Genomic DNA, 4,220 nt, shown 5'->3' on the forward strand with positions numbered 1-4,220 from the left:
GACATTCCTGTTACGATGATAAACCGCATATTCCCTCTCGTCCTCTCTTATTCCCCAATGCTACGGCAGCAGCCTTACCTCCAGCTGAAGCTCATAGCCTTTTTCCTTCTTTACCTTTTCGCTGACCTGTCTGGTCAGCTCCAACACATCCTCACAGGTCGCATTGCCTGTGTTGATGACAAATCCCGCATGCTTCTTGCTCACCTGTGCACCGCCGACGGTAAAGCCGCGCAGTCCGCACTCGTCGATGAGCTGTGCCGCATAGGCGCCCTGCGGACGCTTGAAGGTGCTGCCCGCGCTGGGATATTCCAGCGGCTGTTTTTCCTTGCGGCGGGAGAAAATGTCGTCCATCTGACGCTGAATCTCCTGTTTATCTCCCTGTTCCAATAAAAAGGCGGCGCGCACAATGCAGGCTCCCGCATATTCCGGCAGCATAAAGCAGCTGTGGCGATAGGACAGCCCCAGTTTTTCCGCGGGCACATGGTGCAGATTTCCCTGCAAATCCAGATATTCCGCCCAGAGCAGCCGGTCCTTCATCTCGCCGCCGTAGGCGCCGGCGTTCATATACACCGCGCCGCCGACGCTGCCAGGGATGCCAAAGGCAAATTCCAGTCCGGTCAATGAGGCGGCACAGGCGGCGGCGCACACTGCCGACAGCTTTTTGCCCGCCGGCGCCACCAGCACCTTGTCTTCCACGGTGATTTCTCCATCAAATGCGCCGTCCAGCAGGATAACCAGTCCGTCCAAGCCTTCGTCGCTGACCAGCAGATTGGACCCGTTGCCCAGGTACCACACCGGCACCTTCTGCTCCGCTGCAAAGCGCATCAGCTTTGCAAGCTGTCCGCAGTCTTTCGGAACAGCCATGGCAGCTGCCGGTCCGCCGATCTTAAAGCTGGTGTGCTCCTTCATCGGCTCCTGCCAGAGCACCTTTATATTCTCATTTGTGCAAAATGTCGCCAGTCGTTCTTTGCTGGCGTGATCAAGACAAGCCATGAAACAGCTCCTTCCCGTCGATACGATTTTTACAGATAACAAGCGCAGGCAGGGCAAACCGTGTCCGCAGACCTCTGTTTTCCCTGCCTTCTGCGCAAAAGGGATATTCACCCTTCCTCTGTATGGTATGCCAAAGGGTGCTGGGAATACAACCGGCAGTTTTTACCGCTGCAAACCCGCCCGTTTTTGTCTGACGATCTCCTCAAAGCGGTCAATATCTGCATTGATGATGAGCCGCTCCGGAAAGTCGATTGCAGTAAGAATCTCCACCGCCTTGTCGACGACGCCGATGTTTCCTGCAAAGTGGGCATCGCTGTCCACCACGACCGGCACCTCCAGCTTTTTGCACCAGCGTGCAATTTCAGCACAGTTGGACTCGGTGTGCGGACGGGAACCAAACGAACCGTTGTCGATCTCGACGATCTTGCCGTATTCCTTGAAGGCTTTGATGACCGTTTCGTGGTCAAAGTCATATCTTCCGTCTCCACAGTGGCCGATGACATCGACGTGCGGATTTTTGGCGATGTTTAGCCATGCACGGGTGTGCTCCGATTTGACCGATGGTTTGATACAGGGGGTATGCATCGAAGCGATGACCCATTCCAGTCCTGCCAGAATCTTGTCGTCGATGTCCAGCGTACCGTCGGCATCCATGATGTCCACCTCGACGCCGTGCAGAATATTGACCCCGTTATAAAACGACGGCACTTCCCACTGATTGATACAGTGCCAGATGTGCGGTGCATCCGGCATCTTTGGTCCGTGTTCGGTCATCGCCATATACAAAAGTCCCTTTTCCTTGGCTGCCTGAATATTTTCCATAATGGTGCTGTATGCGTGATTGCTGGCAATGCTGTGAATATGTGTATCTGCAATAAACTTCATCTTTTTCCCCTTCCTTTCTTCCCGTCGGTTCTGCTTTATCAAAAAATCATCTTACGATAGATCAATATGCGTTATAATCCGGCGCATTGTTGAGCGCTTCAGGCGGAATATCCTCCACCATGCCCAGCTGTTTGAGCAGCTCCTGTGCCGCATTGTAGCCCATCTTTTTCTGACGGTTGTTCATGGCGGCAACCTCGATGATGATGGCCAGGTTTCGACCGGTCTTAACCGGAATGGTCAGCGACGGAACCTGAATGCCCAGAATGTCGGTACATTCATCGTTCATACCCATGCGGTCATATACCTTGGTCTTGTCCCACTGTTCCAGCGAGATGACCATGTCGATCTTCTCGGTCATCTTGACCGAGCCCATACCAAAGATACGGCGGGCATTGATGATACCGACGCCGCGCAGCTCCATAAAGTGACGGATGTTTGCCGGAGAAGAACCAACCAGCGTCTTGTCCGAAACGCGGCGGATTTCGACGGCGTCATCCGCGATCAGACGGTGTCCGCGCTTAATCAGCTCGATGGCAGTTTCGCTCTTACCGACGCCGCTTTCGCCCAGCAGCAGGATACCTTCGCCGTAAACCTCCACCAGTACACCGTGGCGGGTGATACGCGGCGCCAGATCCACCTTGAGGGTCGCAATGATGGTGGACATAAAGTCACAGGTCGCCTGCTCGGTACGCAGCAGCGGAACCTCATAGGTGTTGGCTGCGGTGACCATCTCCTCCGGAATGTCCAGATTGCGGGTGATGATGACCGCCGGAATGTTCTGGGAGAAAAACTTGTCCAGAAATTCCTGTCGCTCCTGCGGCGTATATTTTTCCATATAGGCAAATTCGCTCAAACCAAACAGCTGAATACGATTGCTGTCAAAATAATCATAAAAACCGCACAGCTGAAGTCCCGGACGGTTGATTTCCACCGTTTTGACCATAATCGCCTGTGGATCACGGGGCATGTAAACGGTTTCGAGCTTCAAATCCTCGATCAGCTTTGATAATGCAACTGAATACAGCTTTGCCATAAACCAAGCTCCTCCTTGTGAAGGCGGGTACCACACCTGCCTTCCGATTTTTGTCTTGTGACGTTTGTAGTCAAATTCCTGCATTTTGTGGTATATACATACGTTTATTATAGCACATCTTGTCTGGCATGAAAACGGTTGCCCGCATATTTTCTTGTGCTGTCAGCTGCCAATCGTTAAATTTTTGAGAACTGCAAAAATCGGCAGATTTTATGGTATAATAAAAGCGACCAAATTTGTACATTTTTGTCTGAAAGGAAACGCCATGAATCTAATACTCAGTGACAGACCTCTTTCCCTTCCGCTGCCGGAGAGCTGGCAGCTGGTCGATCTTTCCGCATTAAAAATATCGCCCTGTGTCGGCTGCTTTGGATGCTGGGTCAAAACACCTGGGCGCTGTGTCATCCGCGACGATGCCGTCACCGTCTATCCGCTGATTGCCCAGAGCGGCCGCATCCTCTATGTCACCCGCGTGCGCTTTGGCTGCTATGACGTGACGATGAAGCGGATGCTGGAACGCGCCATCCCTGTCCAGCAGGCATTTCTGCGGCTGCACGAAGGAGAAACCCACCACGTCCAGCGAAATGTTCTTCCCAAGGAGGCAGTCTTTGTCGCATACGGTGCGGATACGCCCGAAGAACGTGCATTGTTTGAGCGGCTGGTTGCCCACAATGCCCTGAACATGTCCTTTACCTCCCATCGGATTGTCTTTGTGTCCGAGGAGGAAGTGGAAAACACTGTCGCAAAGGAGGTATCCGCATGGGAAACTATCTGATTTTAAACGGCAGTCCGCGCGCACCTCGTTCCAATTCGCTGCAGTACATCCAACTGCTGCGCAGCCATCTGACCGGCAGCTGCACCGAATATGCGCTGCTTTCCACCGACAAGCAGACCATCTGTCAGGCGATGGAAAACTGCGACGATGTTATCGTTGTCTTTCCTCTGTATGCCGACTGTCTGCCCACCGTCCTGCTGGAATTTCTCCACTATTTGCAGGAGCATCTGCCTCAGCGCCGTCCCACCGTCCATATCTTCATCAACTGTGGATTTTTGGAGCCGGAGCAAAATGACATCGCGCTGGACATTCTGCGTCTGTTCTGCAAGCAGACCGGCTTCCCGTTCGGAAGCAGCCTCGCTGTCGGCGGCGGAGAAGCCTTTTTAAAAACACCGCTTGCTTTCCTGCTCAAGGCAAAGATAAAAAAGTTTGCAAAGGCAATCGACGATCATCAAACCGTTCACTGGAAGATAACCATGCCGATCAGCAAACCCATGTTTATCAAAGCTGCCAACTCCTATTGGCTCCAGTATG

Annotated in this window: 5 protein-coding genes; 2 read left to right on the forward strand and 3 right to left on the reverse strand. The window is 52.8% G+C overall.

The window, feature by feature from the left end; translation table 11 throughout:
* Positions 1–60: 60 nt before the first annotated feature.
* From murB to hprK, 3 genes are all read right to left on the reverse strand, one after another.
* Entirely contained in the window at positions 61–993 is a 933-nt protein-coding gene (gene murB / locus Q0L39_RS11035; protein ID WP_296629177.1) for a UDP-N-acetylmuramate dehydrogenase, read from the reverse strand.
* A 162-nt stretch (positions 994–1,155) separates the two neighbouring features.
* Entirely contained in the window at positions 1,156–1,878 is a 723-nt protein-coding gene (locus Q0L39_RS11040) for a phosphatase (protein ID WP_296629178.1), read from the reverse strand.
* A 61-nt stretch (positions 1,879–1,939) separates the two neighbouring features.
* Positions 1,940–2,911 (reverse strand): HPr(Ser) kinase/phosphatase, encoded by a 972-nt coding sequence (gene hprK, locus Q0L39_RS11045; RefSeq protein ID WP_296629180.1) that lies wholly within the window; start codon positions 2,909–2,911, stop codon positions 1,940–1,942.
* Between the two features lie 265 nt (positions 2,912–3,176).
* On the opposite strand from hprK, the gene Q0L39_RS11050 reads away from it, so the two are divergent.
* On the forward strand, positions 3,177–3,686 hold the full coding sequence (locus Q0L39_RS11050; RefSeq protein ID WP_296629181.1) for a flavodoxin family protein: 510 nt from the start codon (positions 3,177–3,179) through the stop codon (positions 3,684–3,686).
* On the forward strand, positions 3,671–4,220 hold a 550-nt coding region (locus Q0L39_RS11055), incomplete at its 3' end, for a hypothetical protein (protein WP_296629182.1). The genes Q0L39_RS11050 and Q0L39_RS11055, both read left to right, overlap by 16 nt.

Origin of the sequence: uncultured Negativibacillus sp., from assembly GCF_944388365.1 — a bacterium.
Classification (GTDB): domain Bacteria; phylum Bacillota; class Clostridia; order Oscillospirales; family Ruminococcaceae; genus Negativibacillus.

Excerpts from the sequence above, each read along its gene's own strand:
- hprK (WP_296629180.1), bottom strand. The coding sequence starts at position 2,911 with ATGGCAAAGCTGTATTCAGTTGCATTATCAAAGCTGATCGAGGATTTG.
- Q0L39_RS11050 (WP_296629181.1), top strand. The coding sequence starts at position 3,177 with ATGAATCTAATACTCAGTGACAGACCTCTTTCCCTTCCGCTGCCGGAG.
- murB (WP_296629177.1), bottom strand. The coding sequence starts at position 993 with ATGGCTTGTCTTGATCACGCCAGCAAAGAACGACTGGCGACATTTTGC.
- Q0L39_RS11040 (WP_296629178.1), bottom strand. The coding sequence starts at position 1,878 with ATGAAGTTTATTGCAGATACACATATTCACAGCATTGCCAGCAATCAC.